Origin of the sequence: uncultured Marinobacter sp. (assembly GCF_913055835.1) — a bacterium.
Classification (GTDB): domain Bacteria; phylum Pseudomonadota; class Gammaproteobacteria; order Pseudomonadales; family Oleiphilaceae; genus Marinobacter.
The window spans coordinates 1-16945 of sequence record NZ_CAJXKQ010000037.1; the positions used below are offsets into that span (position 1 = coordinate 1).

Below are 16945 nucleotides of genomic sequence, written 5' to 3' on the forward strand. Positions count from 1 at the left end.
GGAGAAGGAACTGGCCCGGTGTCGCCGGGACGGGCATCCGTCCAGTGTGGTCATGCTTGATCTGGACCATTTCAAACAAATCAACGACACCTGGGGCCACCGGTACGGAGATATTGTTATCCGCACGCTTGCGAATTTGTTGCGGAACCGGCTGCGTGAGACCGACATGATTGGTCGATACGGCGGTGAAGAGTTTCTTGTCGTGCTGCCGCATTGCACGGTTTCGGCAGCGGCAGAGCTGATTCAGGGTATCGGCGAGAGTTTTGCGGAACTGGTGTTCTCTACTGATGGAGGCAGTTTCCAGGTGACGCTTAGTGCCGGTGTGGCGGCCATCAACGATTTTCCGAATGGCGACGATGCCCTCGAGGCCGCCGACCAGGCTCTCTACGAGCGCAAGCGCAGCGGCCGGAACGGCGTAACCGTGTACTCACTTCAATAATTTTTTCGGGTAAATCCGAGGTGGATTGTTTGAAAGCACTGATCCTTGAAGACGATGATCTTATCGCCGAGTTGCTGGAAACGGTGGTGGCCGGGCTTTACCCCGGTGTCGCGGTGACCGTGGTGCCAACGCTTACCGAAGCATCTCAACAAGTGGTCAAAAACCGTTATGATCTGCTCATCGCTGACTGGAATCTGCCCGACGGATCCGGTCTGGATCTGGTCAAAAAGGTTCGCAGTTCAAACCGGGATATGCCGGTGGTCATGGTGTCTGGGCGCTCGGACCGCGATTCGGTGCTGCAGGCGGCCCATTACGGTATTGATGGATACATCACCAAACCTTTCGATGTCCAGCTTCTGCATGAGCGTCTCTCCAGGTTGCTGAAGATCGAGTCCCGGGAACCGCCGGCGCTCCCGGAGTTGCTGGAAAATTCCCTGGAACAGCTGATTCAACTGCCGTCAGAGATAGATCCCCGGGACATTCTGGAGTTGATCAGCCGACAGGATGAACTCTCACCGGCCCAACTCGCAGAACGCTGGCGAGAGGAAACCAGCCTGACCGCCCGTTTGATGGATGTTGCCAACAGCAGTTCGTTCCGGCGTACAGGCAAACCGGTGGAGACCCTAAGAGACGCCATAGCCTCGCTTGGCGTTGCTCTGGCTCTCAATCAGGCCCTGGCTTTATCTCTGGATGTGTCCAGGAAGCTGCAGCACGAACTGCTCCGGGAGTTGGCGGTAACGCATCATGAGATGGCATTGCTGGTGGCCAGGGAAGCACAACGCCTGGCCATCAGGCTTCAAAAGCCAGCTGTTGTTTTCCAGCAGGCGGGATTGCTCAGCCGGTTAGGTGAACTGGCAGTGCTTAAAGTGCTCAATCAGTTTGTCGCTGTTGGTGGCTCCCTGGGAGAGAACGAGGCAGAGCAGGCCCTGAACCAGTGGTCGCAACGCTATGGCAACCGTCTGAAGGTCCAGTGGCGTTTGCCGCTCGGTCTGCGGGAGTTGATCGGATCTGTCCATTTTATTCCGGGCGATTGCACGCGGGAGGATCGGTTGATCATGCGGGCGGCTGCGATGATCGCTGCTGATGAGCAGGCTACGGGCGAGTGTCAGAAGCTGCTTCGACGTATTGGTCTGGAAACCGAAAACCAGTTACAGGAGTAGCGTATTGGTGGCTGAGCGGGAAGGTTTGCCCCAACGGGTTATGTATGTGGAAGACGACCCGGATATCCGGGCGATCGCTGAAATCGCATTGCAGGATGTGGGTGGGTTTACCGCCCGGCTATGCGAGTCAGGGTCACAGGCGCTGGCTGTGGCCCCGGCCTTTGGCCCGGAGCTGGTGCTGTTGGATGTGATGATGCCCGGTATGGATGGCCCGGAAACCTTGCAAGCGCTGAGGGAGCTGCCGGGCATGGGGCACGTGCCGGTCATTTTCATGACGGCAAGGCTGCAGCGATCCGAAATTGATGAGTACCGGGCTTTGGGAGCAGTGGGTGTTATTCCAAAACCTTTTGACCCCATGACGCTTGCAGAGCAGATTGCAGAGATTCTGGCCAGGGCCCGAATGGAGCCATAAACTGTTTCTGGCAGACTGCGAACAGGTGCGGGCGGGCGCAATTTCCGGTAGTCTGGCCAGCCTGAGCGCTGTTTTGATTGATGAGGTACTCATGTCATCCTCCCAGTCCCGGGACGAACTGAAAAGCAAGCTGAACCTTGAGACTTCCCGTATCCGCTGGCACGAACTGCAGACCTACTTTGCCCGTGGGCAGGTGGTCAGAGTGGTGCCGGAGCTTGATTTGCTCGAAGTGGCCACCGAGTTGGCCGCCGATAACAAACCCCGATTCGAACAGTGGATGCAGGACGGTCGCGTTGGCGAGGTCGCGCCGGATACCGCGCAAGACTGGTACGACCGCAACGCTGAGCTCTGGGCGGTGGTCATCGCGCCCTGGGTTCTGGTCCAGGACAGGTCCGGTCATGTTCTGCATTGACTCCCTGACGTCATGAAGCTTCACTATTTTCACGGTCGCAGTCCGCTTCGGGACCTGGTGATGGTGAAGGAGGGCCAGCGGATTGAGCTGCATATCAAGCCTGTCGGCGATGATCGCTGGGGGCTGGTGGCTCTGTCTGGCCCGGATCAGGGGCGACCGGATGGCCAGTTCTGCCGAGGCCCCTGGCCCACCCAGACCCGTGCCGAATCCGTCCTCAGGAGCGTGGCAGGCACCATGATGGGCAAGGGCTATGAACCCAAACCTGGTGACTATGTGGTGTGGTCCGTGGCCGCCCAGCGCCTTGCCCGAACCATCGGAACCCCAGAGGATGCCCCAGCTGGCCCCGAAACCGACCCCGACCAGTTCAAGCCCCTGACCTGACTCACTTTTCTGTTTTCTTGAGGACGCCATGCTGACCGGAGCCCTGCTCATTCTTGCTCCCCTGTTCCTGGGCTTTGCCATCGCCCTGGAAAATCGCCGGGCCATGACTGTCATCCATTACACCGTGGAGGGGCTGGTCTATTTCATACTGTTGCTGCTCGGCCTGGGGCTTGGCCAGATGGAGGGGCTGGCGGCGCAACTGGGCGGCATGGCTACCCAGGTAATGGCGCTGGTGTTGGTGCTTTTCGTCGCCAACATGTTCGGGCTATGGCTGTTTCACCGCTGGCAGCCAATGTCGGTTGAGCGGGTTGAGGGCAGTGTCAGCCCGGGTTACCGCAGGCTGTTCCTGGCCGGCCTGAAACCGTTGGTGGCGGTAATTGCCGGTCTCCTGGCCGGATACTACCTCTTGCCGGACATGCCCATGGCAGAAGAGCTGGCGACCTGGGCGCTGATGTTTCTGCTGTTCCTGATCGGTCTGCAGTTGCGCAATGCGGGGTTGTCGTTGCGCAAGCTGCTGATGAACCGTCAGGGCCTGGGCATTGCACTGGCCCTGACGCTCAGCTCTCTGGCCGCCGGAGCGCTTTTGATTCCCTGGCTCGGGCTGCCCTGGCACGATGCCCTGGCGGTCGCCTCCGGGTTTGGCTGGTATTCGCTGTCCGGTATTGTGATCGGCGAGGCCCTGGGGCCTGCGTGGGGCGGGGTTGCCTTCCTCAACGATGTACTCAGGGAGATCGTGGCTCTGGCCATTATTCCCCTGCTCATTGCCAGTCGACCGGCAATGGCTATTGGCTACGGTGGTGCTACCGCCATGGACTTCACCCTGCCGGTTATCCGCAGCAGCGGTGGCCTGCCCTGTGTGCCGGTGGCCATCGCATCCGGTTTTCTGTTGTCTTTCCTGTCACCGGTGTTGATGGGCGTGTTCCTGTCTTTGGGATAAATTGACCCGGTGCAATGCAAGCTGCGGTTTTACGGGTAGTATGTGAAACAGTAAACTACTGTTTATTGACAAATGTTAATGTCTTGACCCGGTCCGGATCCTGATGCAACGCCGTGAATTTCTTGGTTTTTCGATAGCAGCCGGACTGTCCGCGGCGGGATTGCCCGGTTGCAGCGATTCCGGCCCCCTGAGATTCGGCATCCACCCCTGGATCGGCTACGAGCCGCTATACCTTGCCAACGATTTCAACTGGTTACCGGCGACCGTTGCGCTTCAGCCGGGTAGTTCTGCAACCGACTCCATGGAAGGTCTTTTGTCCGGGGCGCTTGATGGCGCGGCACTCACCCTGGACGAAACCATACGAATCTGGTCCAGAGGTCTGGAGCTGGTTGTGGTAGCCGTGGCTGATGTGTCAGCCGGTGCTGATGTGCTGATGGTCAGCGCTGGCATCGACGAGTTGGCGGCTTTAAAGGGGCGGCGAATTGCGGTAGAGCTCAATGGTGTTTCCGGCATTATGCTGTTGAAGATTCTCGAGGTCGCGGGCCTTGGCCCAAATGACGTCATAAAGGTGGATATGCCGGTTAGCCAGCATGCGGAAGCCTGGTCCCGCGGAGAAGTGGATGCTTCGGTATGCTACGAGCCGACGGCCTCCGTGATCGAGAGCCTGGGTGGGGTCCGGCTTTTTGACAGCAGTGATGTTCCGGAAACCATTTTTGATGTCCTGGTTGTGACCCGCGAGGCCGCGGAGAAACATCGACGCCCGGTTAGTGATCTGGTGGGCGCCCACTTCGCCGGTTTGCAGCACCTGGTCAGAAACCTGCACGATTCGGTTTATCGGGTCGCGGACCGTCAGGGAATAGATCCGGATGAGGTCCGCTCAGCGCTTGCGACAGTCATGCTGCCGGACCTGGCGGCAAACCAGCGGTACCTCACGGCAGCCGGCCCGATCGAAAGCATGGCCGGTTCGCTCTCTCGCCTGATGCTGGCAGAGGGCATGATCGATCGGGATCCCGCCATCCAGCGTTTATCAGATGCCTCGTTTCTGCCGTCGAGGGTTCCGTGAACGTTCGGCGCATTGCTATCAGTCTGTTCCTGCTGTTTGCCACGGATTTTCTGGTGGCAGCGAAAGCCTGTGCTGATGAGGCGCTGACCCTGGGCGTGTTTGCCTATCGACCGGACCAGGTACTTCAGGAGCGTTACCAGCCTCTGGCTGACTATCTGTCGCAGCAAACCGGGATCCAGATAAGGCTGGAGGTGCTCAACCAGGATAATATGAGTAGGGCGATTGCCGCCAACCGGCTGGATTTCTTTCTCACCAACCCCAGCCATTTCCTGTTGATTCGGAGCGAGCGAAGTCTGACCGGTGTGCTGGCTACCCTGGTCAGACGATCCGGCGAATCCTCGACGGCCAGTCTTGGCGGCGTGATTATTACCAGGGCAGGGCGTAACGACATTGAGCATCTTGCCGATCTCCGTGACAAGACGATTGCTTCACCCGGCGTTCATTTCCTCGGTGGCTACCAGACCCAGGTTCTGGAACTCCTGGACGCCGGCATTGATATCCGGCGAGTGAACCTGATTCGCTTTCTGGGCACCCATGACCGGGTTGTTCGCTCGGTACTGGCAGGTGATGCCGATGTGGGTTTCATCCGCACCAGCATTCTGGAACAGCTGGCGCAGACGGACCCTGATCTGTTCACCAGGGTGAAGGTTCTGAACCGTCAGCGGCTGGCGGGTTTCCCTTACGTTGTTTCAACACGTCTTTACCCGGAATGGCCCCTGGTGGCCTTGCCTCATGTAAACGAAAGGTCTGTGCGAAAGATCGCTTCGGCGCTTTTTGCCATAGAACCGGAAGACGATGTTGCGCTGGCGGCTGGTATTGCCGGCTTTTCGCCTCCCGCCGATTACCAGTCGGTTGAGTACCTGGCGCGCACCCTGCGCGTGCCGCCCTACGATCAGATGCCTCAACTCACCTGGGTTGATGCGTTGCACCAGTATCGGCTCTGGGTTTTTACCATTCTGGTATTGCTAATGCTGCTGGTGGCATCATCGCTCTGGCTGGCCAGGAGCAAGCGGCAACTGGCCGCGGAACAGAGGCGTTTGCGCCAGCTTATTCGGGGTTGGCCACAAGCCGCATTGCTGATTCGCGGTGGACTGTTCAGCGATACCAACCAGGCTTCTGTCGACCTGCTCAGGTATACATCCAGTGAATCGCTGATTGGCAAGGACCTGGCAGTCTTTTCGCCGGAATATCAGCCGGACGGACAGATTTCCCGACAGAAACTGGCACCTATGCTGGAGCGCGTGTCCGCGGGTCAGGTCGAGCAGTGCGAGTGGGTTCTGAATCGTTCTGACGGTAAGGAAATCTGGGTTGAACTTACCATGGCGCCGGTCCACACCGAGGATGAACCGGAAGCATTGATTCTCTGCTCCCTGTATGACATCACCCGGCGGAAGCGAGCAGAACAGCGCCAGCGCCTGGCGGCGAGTGTATTCGAATATGCCCGCGAGGCCATATTCATTACCGACAATCACGGTGTGGTGATTGATGCCAACGAGGCGTACCTGGCAATTACCGGTCGGCCACGCCATCGGGGCATCGGGCGTCTGCCGCCCTTGCCGGTGGACGAGGGAACCGGTATTTTCGCCAGCGCCCGTGCCCAGGGTTTCTGGTCAGGTGAGTTCACAAGTCGAAGAAACGATGGTGAGCCCGTTGCTTTGGCCGCGACTCTCAGCAGTGTTCGTGGCGACCATGGCGAGGTCTCGCATTTTGTCGGTATTTTCAGTGACATCAGTCGGCTCAAGGAACAGGAACGGAAACTCCGTGTCATGGCTCACTATGATGCCCTGACCGGAATGCCCAACCGGGTACTGTTTGCCGACCGCTTGCAGCAGGCCATGGCCCTGACCCGGAGACAGGGCGGCAAACTGGCAGTGGTTTACATTGATCTGGATGAATTCAAGCCTGTAAACGATGCCTTCGGTCATGAGGCGGGGGATCAGTTGCTGGTTGAGGTAGCCACCCGTATGCGTTCGGAGCTCAGGGAAGAAGACACCCTGGCGCGGCTCGGCGGTGATGAGTTCGCGGCGATTGTCATGAATGTCCAGGATGACGCTTCCCTGGAAAGCCTGTTGGTGCGTCTTCTGGCCCGGGTGGCAGAACCGGTCTGGGTTGCCGATCACAGCGTCGAGGTTTCAGCCAGTATCGGCTATACGCTGTTCCCGCAAACCGGTGATCTGGATGGAGATCAGCTTCTGCGGCAGTCGGATCAGGCCATGTATCAGGCCAAGCATCAGGGTCGTAACCGTTATGTCCGCTTCTCGGCCCCGTCTTCCTGACGGCTGCTGTTGAGAAGTTCCACTCCTGGCTTCCAAGCCAGTGACTTGTTCCACTGGTCACAGAGGCGTCGAACGGAGCTCAGGTCGTCCAGGGCCCGTTCTCCGGCAATGGCAGTGAATTCTCCTTTGACAATCATCGTCAGCATCCGGGATTTGAGTACGTGGTACGCCTTCTCAAGATCATGGAACGTCTCGGGTTCCGGACTGTCCGCGGCAACCAGCGTTCTCAGCAAGCCAAGATAGTGTTCAAAGTCTTCAGCAAGGCAGTCCAGTTGGGAAAGCCGACTGGCCTCTTTTAGCTGCAGCAGGGCAGGGGCCAGAACGGTGGCTTCGGTCAGGTAGCGACAGGTCAGAATGGTCCTGCTGAGGACATCAACGGTCGCCAGATGCATCCTCTCCGCCCGCAGCCGGGAAATGTAATCTGAAATGGCCTGGTTAAGGCTCAGACAGGCATCGGTTTTCGGGCGTATCTGGGCGGGTTTCAGGTCCTCCCGGTCAAGGCAGACCCGTAGCAGACCTCGGGTCAGCCCAATTAGTCGCTTCATCTCCTGATCAACGGCACCAACCGCTAGTTCAGGGGTTGTAACCAGAGTGTTATCCAGGAATCGGGGCTCGGCGCTGTCTTCCTCCTTGCTTCGGAAGAGTCTGCCGAGAAATCGGGCAAAGCGGGGTGTCAGCGGTAACATGATGAACGCGCCGAGCACGTTGAACAGTGTATGAAACAGGGCCAGCGAAACGGCTATGTTGGCGTCCATGGAAAGCCAATCCGCCAGTACGGCTACCATCCAGAGCATGATGGGCAGAATGGCGAGCGCAATCAGCCCGGTCGCTGCGTTGAACAGGATGTGTCCCACCGCAAGCCGGCGGGCGTTGGCTGTCGCTTTCAGCGCAGACAGGGCTGCTGTAGACGTTGAGCCGAGATTGGCACCTATTACCGCCGCAGCGGCGTTGTTCAATGGAATCAGGCCGCCCGCAGCAGCAGTGAGAACAATGGCCAGCGCGGCGCTTGAGGACTGGGTAAGTACGGTTGCCAGAAACCCGATAAGGAGGAATGCGGGCAATCCATAGTTGTTGTCCAGCAGAAAGTTGCTGTCGAGTCCGCCGGTCAATGTCTCCAACGACGATTTCAGTATGGATAGTCCGAGGAAGAACAGCGCGAAACCTGCCACCGCCTCACCGAGCGAGCGGGTGCGCGGATTGGTGGCGATCAACTTTAGCCCGACACCGGCGGCAAGAATCGGGAGCGCAACCGCCTCGATGTTGAATCCGAAGCCCACCAGGCTGACAAGCCAGGCGGTCATCGTGGTGCCAATATTGGAGCCAAAGATGACGCCAAGGGATTGGCTGAGGTTTAGCAGGCCGGCGTTCACAAAGCCGATGGTGGCCACGGTTACCGCACCGGAAGACTGCACCAGGCCGGTAATCAGAAAGCCTGCGGCCAGACCCCGCAAGGGAGTTTGGGTCCAGTGACCGAGCATATGGCGCAATTGATGCCCCGCGGCGCTCTTCAGGCCATTGGTCATCATCTCCATGGCCAGCAGGAACAGGGCCAGGCCACCAAGAATCTGGAAAACTGTGGCAGTCATATTGGTTCTTCTGGGTAGAAGCCGGTTTTCTCTGAGCTTAGCAGAGCCCGTGACTGGAGGAGGTGTCGCCTACTCAGGCGAGGAATTTCCGGACATCGATCCTGTAGGTTTCCGGGTCCACGGCACGAAGAATCCGGTCCTGGGTACCCGGTTTCGCAAGATCGATGGTGTCCACCGTGATCGGCATGCGGAATTTGGTGTGGTACATCACGCGCACGGCTGGCAGTCTTTGATCACTCTCGTTGGCCTCAACCACCACACCGAGACGGCCACTTTCCAGCAGCACCAGCGAGCCCACCGGATAAAGCCCCAGGCAGCGGATAAACTGTTTGACCAGAACCGGATCCAGATGGCTGCCGCTCCACTCCAGGAGCTTCTTCAGACCCTGTGTTGGCGTCATGCCCTTGTGATAGACCCGATCTGCGGTGATGGCGTCGTAGACATCGCTGATCGCGACCATGCGACCGTACTCCGATATCTCGTCCCCTTTCAGGCCTTCCGGATAACCGGTACCGTCCAGGCGCTCATGATGCTGTGCTGCCGTGATGACGGTGAGTTCACCAATGCCCTCGGTGGTGGCCAGAATGTCCCGTGAGTGGCGGGCGTGAAGTTTCATTACCTCGAACTCTTCGGGCGTCAGGCGGCCGGGCTTGTGCAGTATTTCGTCAGGAGTGAGGATCTTGCCGAGGTCGTGGAGAAGCGCGCCCACGATGGTCTGGTGCAGCACATCGGACGACAGGCCCCGGTAGTTCCCGAAAAGGGACATCAACACACTCAGGTTCACCGAGTGTTCCAGCAGGTAATTGTCTTTCTCACGGATGCGGCCAAGGCAGCTCAGAGCATTGGCATTTCGCAGCACGGAATGCTGGAGCTCGTCGGCTAGCTGATGGATGGGCGCAACGTCGATGGCGCTGCCCACTTTGGCGTGGTTCATGAACTCACCCACCAGCCCCTGAGCCTGGCTGTGAATCTGCTGGGCAATCACCATTTCTTCGGCCAGCGGAACATGCGGTCGCTGGCCCGGCGTCAGTTCACCCGCTTTTTGGAGGGCCGATTCGTTACGGCGATCCACTTCGGCAGCCGTTTCCGAATCCTGGGTGTCGAGCCCCTTCGAGGCGTCGATATAGACGAATTCCACCCCCATCCGGCGGATTTTCTCAATGGTTTCCTCTTTTTTGATAACACCCCGCTTGCGCTGGGTGTTGTGGGGAATCCAGTCGTTGTTCAGGTCGGTTATATACATGCCGACCTTGAGTGCCGAGATGGGGACGCGTTTGATCATTCGCCGGGGAAGAACGTCCTCAGGCTGTTCTGATAAGTCTTACCAATAACCTCGTCCAGAGGCAGCTCCTTCACCTCAGCGATTTTCTCGGCGACAAAGGGCAGGTAAAACGGTGCGTTTTCCTTCCCGCGATAGGGTACCGGGGTCAGGAAGGGTGAATCGGTTTCCAGCAGGATCTGCTCAATCGGCGCCATGCGTACGATATCCCGCACGTTCTCGGCCTTGTTGAACGTGGTGATGCCGTTGAAGCCCAGGCACCAACCCTGGTCCAGGGCGTACCGGGCAAGCCCCGGTCCGGATGTAAAGCTGTGGATCACGCCACGGCGCTTGAGGGTGGCCTCAAACTCGCCAAGGATCTCGATGGTGTCCTCGTCGGCTTCCCGACTGTGGATCACAACAGGCCGATCCGTGTCGCAGGCGATCTGAAGCTGACGCCGGAACACCTCGCGTTGTACGTTCCGGTCGGCGTTATCATAAAAATAGTCCAGCCCGATCTCGCCCACGGCAACGACTTTTGCGTCCCGGGCGTGGGCACGGATTTCCGCTTCCACGTCGTCGGAATAGCTTTCAGCATCGTGGGGGTGGATCCCCTGAGTACCGTAAACCCAGGGTGCGACCTGGCTGAGTTCCCTTACTCTGGCAAGGTTGTCCGGGGACACCGCAATGGTGATCACCTTCTCGATATTGACCCCTTTCGCCTGCTCAAGGGTCTCCTCCAAAGGGCGGTCCTTGAGGTAATCCAGGTGACAGTGGGTTTCGATGATCGGGTGATCGAATACGGGAATCTCGCGACGTTTCTTACTCATTGCCGGGTACTACACTCCATCGCAACCTGCGTCCAGGCTGCTATTCTGTGAATTCGGTCGCACAAGTTTACCAGCTTGTTCGATTGTTGACCTGTATTACCTCCATAGGGAGTTGCACGGAGCACCTTGATGAAGCTGTCGGCGTTTGCCAGTAGTTTTCTTTTCGACTTAGGAAAGCCTCGATTCCGGGACTACCCGACGTTGCTGGACAGCGATGAAACGGAGCTGCCCGTCCTGGAGGCCAGCCTGGAACAGATCGGTGAATACCAGCGCCGGCTCTGGGCGAATCAGGCCAGGGCGGTGCTGCTGGTCACACACGGACCGGATACCAGCGGCAAGGATAGCCTGATCCGCACACTGGCCACCTTTGCAGACCCCGCCGGCTTTCACGCCTGGTCGTTCAGCCGGCCCAAAGGTGCCGAAACCCGCCATGATTTTCTCTGGCGGGTCACGCCCTTTCTGCCCGGCTTTGGCGAGATGGTGGCCTTCAATCGCAGTCATCATGAGGCTGTGATCGCCGAGCGGGTATGGCCGGTTCATGAGCCCGAAAGCTACAACTGGGAGAACCGTTACCGCTCCATCCGGAACTTCGAGAACCATCTGGTAGAAGAAGGCACCACGGTAATCAAAATCTGGCTCAACCTGTCCGAAGACGAGCATCGACAGCGCCTTCTTAAGCGCCTGGACAAACCCCGCAAGCGCTGGAAGTTTGATAAGTCGGATATCGACGGCTGGGAAAAGCGTCGCCAGTATGAAGCCTTCGCCGAGGAGGCCCTGGCCGCGACCCATACGGAGCAGGCGCCCTGGTTCATTGTGCCGGGTGACCGGAAACCCCAGGCCCGTGCCATTGTTGCAGCGATACTGGCTGAGCAGCTGAATCGGTTGGCGCCGGACTACCCGAAAGAAGATGAGACTGTCCTGAAAGAATATCGACGCCTGTTGGCAAAAAACGGCGTGAAATAAACACAGCGGAGGAATGCATGCACATTGTTGTAGTCGGTGGCGGCGTGGTGGGAATGACCACGGCTTACGAACTGAATCGCCGGGGCCACCAGGTGACTGTGCTGGAGCGCCACGCAATCGCCGGGAACGAAACCAGCAAGGCCAACGCGGCTCAGCGGTCTTACGGCGTGGTCTACCCCTGGGCCGACCCCTCGATAGTGTTCAAGGCCATCCCCTGGATCCTCAAGCAGGATGGCCCTCTGAAGCTGCGCTTTCCACCGTCTGTGGAAACCCTGAAATTCATGTTCGCCACCCTCCGTTACGCCTGGTCGCCAGGCCTGTTCGGCTTGAATCGCCGTGCCATGTTGCGCCTCGGCATCCATAGCCGGGAACGGTTTCTTGCCCTTGAAAAGGAGTTGGGTCTTGCCTTCGATGGCGACCACCAGGGCCTGCTGCACCTGGCCAGCACCCCGGAGGCCCTCGAAGGCTACCGGATTACTCATGACCTGCTGACCGAGCTTGGCATTCCTTCCCGTTTGCTCACACCCGAACAGGTACGAGAGGCCGAACCCGGCATGGTCGGCAACGGCCCGCTCTACGGTGCCCTGAGCTACGACACCGATGGCACGGGCGATTGTCACCAGTTCTCCCGGGAACTGGCGAAAGCCTGTGAGGAAAAGGGGGTTGTCGTTCGTTACAACGTGGAAGCGGAAAAGCTGATCGCCGATGACAACAGGGTCAGTGCGGTTTCACTGAGAAACAGCGATGGGGTGATGGAAACCCTGGAAGCCGATGCCGTGGTGATCAGCGCCGGCTGCTGGTCCAACCATCTGGTGCAGCCCCTGGGCCTGGAGCTGCCCATCTATCCGGTGAAAGGTTACAGCCTGACTGTCCCCATGAAAGAACCTGAACGCGGTCCGGCATCGACCATTCACGACGACAACTACAAAGTGGTTTCCACCCGTCTGGGGAACAGGCTACGGGCTACGGGTTTCGTCGAGCTGGCGGATTTCAACCGGGATATTCCCGAAGTCCGACTGGCAACTATCAAGAAATCGGTCGAATCCCGTTTCCCCGGCTGTGCGGATCTTGATGCCGCCGAAACCTGGACCGGCTTCCGCCCCATGACCCCGGACGGCCCGGCGATTATCGGACGAGGTCCCCGAGACAACCTCTACCTCAACACCGGCCACGGAACCTTCGGCTGGACCCTGTCCGCGGGCAGTGCCGATGTCATCGCACAGGTGATCGAAGGCGAGGAACCCGCCATCTGTCTGGATGCCTTCAGGCCTGGGAGGTTTTCCGAGTAAGACTTCGGGCTCGGTTCACGAGCCGGTCTGGTGGCCCTTTCCGGGATACGCTGTAAATACGTCCCTGTACGCTTGACGAAAACCATCCCTGGTTTTCGACAATCCCGGAAAGGGCCACCAGACCGACTCCCGGGCCTAGGAGGTCAATCTTGCGTATCCCGGGAAGGCTTATCCGTTCGGCTCTTTCTCGGAAGCCGAGCGCGCCTGAGAGTAAACCGTGCGCTCAATGTTCGAACAAAGCGTATGAACAAACCCGATATCCCGATCAGACAACAAGGGTAACCGCTCGAAAACCCATTGCGACAGCTTCCCTTCAGGCGGTGTATCCAGTTCTGGTAGCAGGGTTTCGAGCCGACCGCGGAGGGCGCCAAGCCGATGTTCATCGGCAGGCTCAGGTTCGTTATCCATAGCTTCCGATAGCCCGGACATTTCCCAGGCGTAGAGCATCACCGACTGGGCAAGGTTCAGAGAAGGGTAGGTGACCTTCATGGGAATGCCGGTCAGCAGATCGCAGAGTGCCAGCTCCTCGTTGGAAAGCCCGCGATCTTCCCGGCCAAACACCAGTGCTGCGGTTGCCACGGACGCACCCTTCGTGGCCAGAACCTTCTGCAGATCCGAGGGGCCGTGCCAATCCTGGCGCTGATGCCGGGTCTTGGCGGAGGTGCCCATCAGCAGGTCTACGGAGTTTCTTACCGCTGCCAGATCGGGGAAAATGCGCGCATTGTCCAGGATGTGGTCGCTGCCGTGGGCCAGCCAGTGGGCTTCGGGGCGGGTGTGCAGGTCCGAGTTGACCAGCCAAAGCTCGCCGAAACCCATGGTGCACAGGGCACGGGCGGCCGCACCGACATTTTCGGGAACCTTGGGCTCAACAAGTACAAAGGCCAGTTTCATGACGTTACCTCCGGCGGCGAGTTTACACCACGGCGCGGAATCTTTTTACCAGCGATGGCAGCAGCTGAACGACTGGCTTGTGCAGCACCAGGCGTTCTGGCAGCCGGCGCCGTTCATGACACCGCAGCCGGCCTGGACAAGAGCTTATCCGGAACTGGCCGCGATGCTGGCGGAGCTGACCGATGCCCAGTGCCAGTATCTGGATGACGCTCCGGTTGAGCTGGCGGCGCGGGTATCCCGATGGGTCCCGTCCCTGGAACGTTATGCCGACATGGTGCAGCTGCCGGAGTTTTTGGCATCAGCCGAGGAGGCATCCGATACGACTCTGCCGGAAGTTCGAGCCACGGATATGCCCGGCCGAAAGCGTCTGCAGTCGGGTGCCTTTGCGGCTGCACTGGCACCGCTGGAGCACCCTGCCCTCGACTGGTGTTGTGGCAAGGGCCATCTGTCGCGGACGCTGGCTCCATTGTGTCCCGGTGAGATACAGGGGCTCGAGTGGAATCCGGAGTTGGTCCGGGACGGCAACCGACTGGCCAGACAATTCGGGGATCGGGTTTCGATTGAATGCCAGGATGTGATGGCCACGGATCTGGTGCTTCCGAGCCGTCACCACGGCGTGGCCCTCCATGCCTGCGGTGACTTGCATCGACAACTGCTGAAGCGGGGCAGCGAGGCCGGGTTGCCGAGGCTGAGTATCTCACCTTGCTGTTACCACCTGACCGACAAGGATATTTACCAGCCGCTGTCAGAGCGAGCGTCGGGCTATCAGAAAACACTGAAACCAGGCCGAAACGACTTGCGGCTGGCGGTTCAGGAAACGGTAACAGCCCCTGCCCGAGTGCGGGAACAGACCCGTTTGATCAGCCAGTGGCGCCTAGGGTTCGATGGCCTGCAGCGATTTCTGCGTGGGCATGACGAATACCTGCCGGTGCCTTCACATCCGGCGCGCCTGCTGAGCGAAGGCTTTCCGGCTTTTTGTCGCTGGGCCGCGGCGAAAAAGCATCTGGAGTTACCCGCCAGGGTCGATTTTGATCATTGGCTGGCGTTTGGCGAGCGTCGGCTGGCAGAGGTTCGCCGCCATGAGCTGGTACGGCACCTGTTCCGGCGCCCACTGGAACTCTGGATGGTGCTGGACTACGCGCTCTTTCTGGAAGAGCAGGGCTATCAGGTACGTCTCGGCCACTTCTGCGACCGGTCGCTGACGCCCCGTAACCTGCTGATCGATGCGGTCAGGGTTTCCGGTATTCAACCCGCTCAACACAGCCATCCCTGAAATACACATAGGTCAGCTCATAAAGTGCCCCGTAATAGCGGGTCTGGTAAATCCAGACTTCCTGGGGGCTGGTGTAGGTTTCTGGCGGATTGCCGAAAGCCCGGCGAACATGCTCCCGGGTCATGCCCTGTACCACCTGTTCCCGAACCAGATAACGGCGCAGATCGGTGGAGTTGATAAACCGGCAGGTGCCGGCCTCTTCCTCTGGTTCCGATTCTTCTTCCTGTTCTTCGGGATCAGGGGGCTCCTGCGCCGGGAGGTTCTGATTGAAACTGCCGCCGATGCGGTTATCCCGCAGCTCAACCGATTCCGCATCCTCGCCGCAGGGCTGGTCGGAGAACACGGTATTGCCATCTTGTTCACAGCGAAAAACCTGGGCCTGCGCCGGCACTGCCAGGACAGAGAGGGTCAGCATCAAAGCCATTCCTTTGATCATTGGTTCCTCGCGATTGATCACCCATGAAAAAGGCGCCCGAAGGCGCCTTTTCAATCCACTCAGATAAAGACCGTCGATTAACGGCGAACCTGAATGCGCGCTTCAACCCGACGGTTCTCGGCACGGCCGGCTGCGGTCTCGTTGGAGGCAACCGGCTGCTCTTCACCGTAACCCACGGCTTCTACTCGTGCCGGGTCAATACCCAGAGGACCGGTCAGGCGACCAGCGACCGCCTCAGCGCGACGCTGGGACAGGAACTGGTTGTAGTCGGCAGCGCCCAGGCTGTCGGTATGACCTGCGATTTCCACGATGGTTTCCGGGTTTGCCTGCATGAAGTCTGCGACGCGACGGATCTCGTTATCGTAAGCGTTACCAATCACCGAGCTGTTGCTCGGGAACTGTACTTCAATGGTGAAGGTCTGGACCGTCTCGGTCACACCCTCACAACCTGTCTCGTCAACGTCTGCGCCAGCTGTGGTGTTCGGGCACTGGTCCTGGCTGTTGACTACGCCGTCGTTATCGCTGTCCAGTTCGCAGCCACGACTGTCTACTTCTGCACCGCGAGGCGTGTTCGGGCATTGATCGCGGCTGTCAGCTACGGCGTCACGATCACCATCCGGCTCACAGCCATTGGAATCAACGGGCGCTCCTGCAGGTGTGCCCGGGCACTGGTCACGGGAATCCGGCACGCCATCGCCATCAGCATCTGCAGGACGTGCAGGCTCCGGAGCAGCTTGGGCGACAGTGCGGGTAAAGGCAAAACTGATACCCAGAGAGACCTGGGTGTCGAAGGTGCTCTCATCAATGCCGTGGAACTCTCGGAGGTCGCCGCGCAGTGAAACGGCGTCACTGATGTTGTAGCGGAAACCGGTGCCTACGTTCACGCGCGTTTCGTCGTGGTTGCTGCCGGCGGTGCGAACACCGCTGTTATCGGAACCGAAGTCTGCATGGCCGGCGCCCAGAGACACATACGGGTTCCAGGCTTCGTCCGGGCCGGCAAAGTAGTAGGTGCCATCGACCCGCACCTCATCAAATTCGGATTCGCCGGGCACGTATTTCCGATCCGCATCGGCACGTGAATACAGGGCTTCTACCGACCAGTGCGGGCGGAAGCGATATTCCACACCAACGCCAAAAGTGCCGGTCTCGCTCAGGTCGCGCTTGTCGTCAAACAGCTGGAAGGCAGCAAACGGGTTGATGTAGACGGTTTCCTGGCGATCGGCCATGGCCGGGGTTGCCATAGATGCAGCCAGGACAGCCGCGGAAATCGGACGCATGACGTTCATGCAGAACCTCCTGTTCATTGTCGTTGTGGTACCGCACTTCTTCACGAAAAGTG

General features: G+C 59.0%; 17 protein-coding genes. 11 read left to right on the plus strand and 6 right to left on the minus strand.

All coding sequences use genetic code 11. The features are described from left to right. From QZ534_RS16265 to QZ534_RS16300, 8 genes are all read left to right on the plus strand, one after another. The coding region (locus tag QZ534_RS16265; protein ID WP_296935913.1) for a GGDEF domain-containing protein at positions 1 to 439 on the plus strand (439 nt) is incomplete at its 5' end. Positions 440 to 459: 20 nt separating this feature from the next. Next, on the plus strand, positions 460 to 1599 hold the full coding sequence (locus QZ534_RS16270) for a response regulator (RefSeq protein WP_366935825.1): 1140 nt from the start codon (positions 460 to 462) through the stop codon (positions 1597 to 1599). 40 nt (positions 1600 to 1639) lie between these two features. After that, on the plus strand, positions 1640 to 2011 hold the full coding sequence (locus tag QZ534_RS16275) for a response regulator (RefSeq protein WP_296935965.1): 372 nt from the start codon (positions 1640 to 1642) through the stop codon (positions 2009 to 2011). Between the two features lie 91 nt (positions 2012 to 2102). Further along, entirely contained in the window at positions 2103 to 2423 is a 321-nt protein-coding gene (locus QZ534_RS16280) for a DUF2288 domain-containing protein (RefSeq protein WP_296935917.1), read from the plus strand. A 12-nt stretch (positions 2424 to 2435) separates the two neighbouring features. Further along, positions 2436 to 2804 carry a hypothetical protein gene (locus QZ534_RS16285; RefSeq protein WP_296935918.1) on the plus strand — a complete coding sequence of 123 codons (369 nt, stop codon included), beginning with the start codon at positions 2436 to 2438 and terminating at the stop codon, positions 2802 to 2804. A gap of 28 nt (positions 2805 to 2832) precedes the next feature. Continuing rightward, on the plus strand, positions 2833 to 3741 hold the full coding sequence (locus QZ534_RS16290) for a lysine exporter LysO family protein (RefSeq protein ID WP_296935920.1): 909 nt from the start codon (positions 2833 to 2835) through the stop codon (positions 3739 to 3741). Between the two features lie 103 nt (positions 3742 to 3844). Next, on the plus strand, positions 3845 to 4804 hold the full coding sequence (locus QZ534_RS16295; RefSeq protein ID WP_296935922.1) for an ABC transporter substrate-binding protein: 960 nt from the start codon (positions 3845 to 3847) through the stop codon (positions 4802 to 4804). Further along, on the plus strand, positions 4801 to 7080 hold the full coding sequence (locus QZ534_RS16300; protein WP_296935924.1) for a diguanylate cyclase: 2280 nt from the start codon (positions 4801 to 4803) through the stop codon (positions 7078 to 7080). The genes QZ534_RS16295 and QZ534_RS16300 overlap by 4 nt, the downstream gene beginning before the upstream one ends. On the opposite strand, the gene QZ534_RS16305 is transcribed toward QZ534_RS16300, so the two are convergent. The 3 genes from QZ534_RS16305 to QZ534_RS16315 all read right to left on the minus strand — a co-directional run bounded on the left by QZ534_RS16305 (position 7050) and on the right by QZ534_RS16315 (position 10754). After that, positions 7050 to 8666, minus strand: a complete 1617-nt coding sequence (locus QZ534_RS16305; RefSeq protein ID WP_296935926.1) for a Na/Pi cotransporter family protein — start codon at positions 8664 to 8666, stop codon at positions 7050 to 7052. The two genes, QZ534_RS16300 and QZ534_RS16305, sit on opposite strands and share 31 nt — an antisense overlap. 73 nt (positions 8667 to 8739) lie before the next feature. Beyond that, entirely contained in the window at positions 8740 to 9948 is a 1209-nt protein-coding gene (locus QZ534_RS16310) for an HD-GYP domain-containing protein (RefSeq protein ID WP_296935927.1), read from the minus strand. Continuing rightward, positions 9945 to 10754 (minus strand): TatD family hydrolase, encoded by an 810-nt coding sequence (locus tag QZ534_RS16315; RefSeq protein ID WP_296935929.1) that lies wholly within the window; start codon positions 10752 to 10754, stop codon positions 9945 to 9947. The genes QZ534_RS16310 and QZ534_RS16315 overlap by 4 nt, the downstream gene beginning before the upstream one ends. Positions 10755 to 10883: 129 nt before the next feature. Here QZ534_RS16315 and QZ534_RS16320 point away from each other — a divergent pair, with 129 nt between their 5' ends. Both QZ534_RS16320 and QZ534_RS16325 read left to right on the plus strand, forming a co-directional pair. After that, the gene (locus QZ534_RS16320; protein WP_296935930.1) at positions 10884 to 11717 is read left to right on the plus strand and encodes a polyphosphate kinase; all 834 of its coding nucleotides are present in this window, start codon (positions 10884 to 10886) and stop codon (positions 11715 to 11717) included. Next, the gene (locus QZ534_RS16325) at positions 11714 to 13006 is read left to right on the plus strand and encodes a D-amino acid dehydrogenase (protein WP_366935826.1); all 1293 of its coding nucleotides are present in this window, start codon (positions 11714 to 11716) and stop codon (positions 13004 to 13006) included. Before QZ534_RS16320 ends, QZ534_RS16325 begins: the two co-directional genes overlap by 4 nt. Positions 13007 to 13174: 168 nt before the next feature. On the opposite strand, the gene QZ534_RS16330 is transcribed toward QZ534_RS16325, so the two are convergent. Then, on the minus strand, positions 13175 to 13897 hold the full coding sequence (locus tag QZ534_RS16330) for a tRNA/rRNA methyltransferase (RefSeq protein WP_296935934.1): 723 nt from the start codon (positions 13895 to 13897) through the stop codon (positions 13175 to 13177). Between QZ534_RS16330 and QZ534_RS16335 the strand changes: the two genes are divergently transcribed. Further along, positions 13896 to 15170 (plus strand): methyltransferase, encoded by a 1275-nt coding sequence (locus tag QZ534_RS16335; protein WP_296935937.1) that lies wholly within the window; start codon positions 13896 to 13898, stop codon positions 15168 to 15170. The two genes, QZ534_RS16330 and QZ534_RS16335, sit on opposite strands and share 2 nt — an antisense overlap. Here QZ534_RS16335 and QZ534_RS16340 read toward each other — a convergent pair. Next, positions 15127 to 15585 carry a DUF4124 domain-containing protein gene (locus tag QZ534_RS16340; RefSeq protein ID WP_296935938.1) on the minus strand — a complete coding sequence of 153 codons (459 nt, stop codon included), beginning with the start codon at positions 15583 to 15585 and terminating at the stop codon, positions 15127 to 15129. The genes QZ534_RS16335 and QZ534_RS16340 overlap by 44 nt on opposite strands. A 98-nt stretch (positions 15586 to 15683) precedes the next feature. Continuing rightward, positions 15684 to 16892 carry an OmpA family protein gene (locus QZ534_RS16345; RefSeq protein ID WP_296935939.1) on the minus strand — a complete coding sequence of 403 codons (1209 nt, stop codon included), beginning with the start codon at positions 16890 to 16892 and terminating at the stop codon, positions 15684 to 15686. Positions 16893 to 16945: the final 53 nt, after the last annotated feature.